The sequence below is a fragment of the Pseudomonas sp. NPDC087598 genome, from assembly GCF_044743525.1.
Taxonomy (GTDB): domain Bacteria; phylum Pseudomonadota; class Gammaproteobacteria; order Pseudomonadales; family Pseudomonadaceae; genus Aquipseudomonas.
The window spans coordinates 4,463-5,721 of the sequence record NZ_JBIUWQ010000117.1 but is presented as its reverse complement, the minus strand read 5'-3'; the positions used below and the strand labels follow the sequence as shown (position 1 = coordinate 5,721).

The window sequence follows — 1,259 nt, the reverse complement described above, 5'->3', positions numbered from 1 at the left end:
GAGGACACGATCGCACTGGAAATTCGGCCCCTGTCCGCTCCCGAAGCCGCAGGCCAGGAAGTGTTGCAGGATGCTTCCCCGCTTTTCAATCTGCTCAGCGAACTGCACCTGAGCGAATTCGAGTCGCAGCACCTGCTGCGCCAGATCAGTGAACGCGACCGGGCCATCGCCGCGTTCCTGAAATCCCAGAACAAGCGCATCGACCTGTTGAGCCAGGTGGTCGCCCTGACCGTGCTCGGCCATATCGGCGAGCCGCAACCGGTGATCATTTCCGAGGGCGGGATCGACTTTCAGTACCCGACGCCGATCGCCACGGGTGCACACCTGTCGGTGAAACTGGTGCTCATGCCACAGGCGCTGGGCCTGTTGCTGCGCGCCCGCGTCACCCATTGCGACCGCAAGGGCGAGGGTTATGACGTCGGTACCGAGTTCGAACACCTGACCGACGCCCAACGCCAGTTGCTCGCCCGCTATATCTTGCAGAAGCAGGCCCAGGAACGACGTCTGGCCCGCGAACAGAACGAATCAGGCATTTAAATTAAGGAAGAACCGTGACCCTCATCTACGGCCACCGCGGCGCCAAGGGCGAAGCACCGGAAAACACCCTGAGCAGCTTTCAGGAATGTCTCAAGCACGGCGTGCGCCGTTGCGAACTGGATCTGCACCTGTCCAAGGACGGCGAGCTGATGGTCATTCACGACCCGACCCTCAAGCGCACCACCGACCGGCGCGGCAAAGTCGTCGAGCATACCGCCGCCGAGCTGGTGACCTACGATGCGCGCAAGGGTGGCCCGGGCTGGATCAAGCCGTGCCCGATTCCGACGCTGGAGGAGTTGTTCGAGAAGTGTGATTTCGAGCACTGGCAGCTTGAAGTCAAAAGCGCATCACGCACCCGCGCGGCAACCACCGTGCTGGCCATTCGTGAAATGGCGCAGCGGCATGGCTTGCTGGACAAGGTGACGATCACCTCGAGTTCGCGGGAAGTCTTGAAAGCGGCGCTGGATCTGGTGCCGGACGTGTCACGAGGACTGGTGGCCGAATACGCCTGGCTCGACCCGTTGAAGGTCGCGGCAAGCTATGGCTGTGAGATTCTCGCGCTGAACTGGACGCTGTGTACGCCGGAACGCCTGCAGAAGGCGCAGCGTCAGGGGCTGCATGTCTCGGTGTGGACCGTCAACGAGCCTGCGCTGATGCGCAGACTCGCCGACTTCGGCGTTGACAGCCTGATTACTGACTTTCAACGCCGAAGTCGGCGAGTC

Annotated in this window: 2 protein-coding genes; both read left to right on the top strand. The window is 62.0% G+C overall.

Annotation, left to right across the window (positions count from 1 at the left end):
• A partial coding sequence (locus ACIOWE_RS29605) for a PilZ domain-containing protein (RefSeq protein ID WP_401398490.1) occupies positions 1-537 on the top strand: 537 nt, incomplete at its 5' end.
• A 14-nt stretch (positions 538-551) separates the two neighbouring features.
• A partial coding sequence (locus tag ACIOWE_RS29600) for a glycerophosphodiester phosphodiesterase (protein ID WP_401398488.1) occupies positions 552-1,259 on the top strand: 708 nt, incomplete at its 3' end.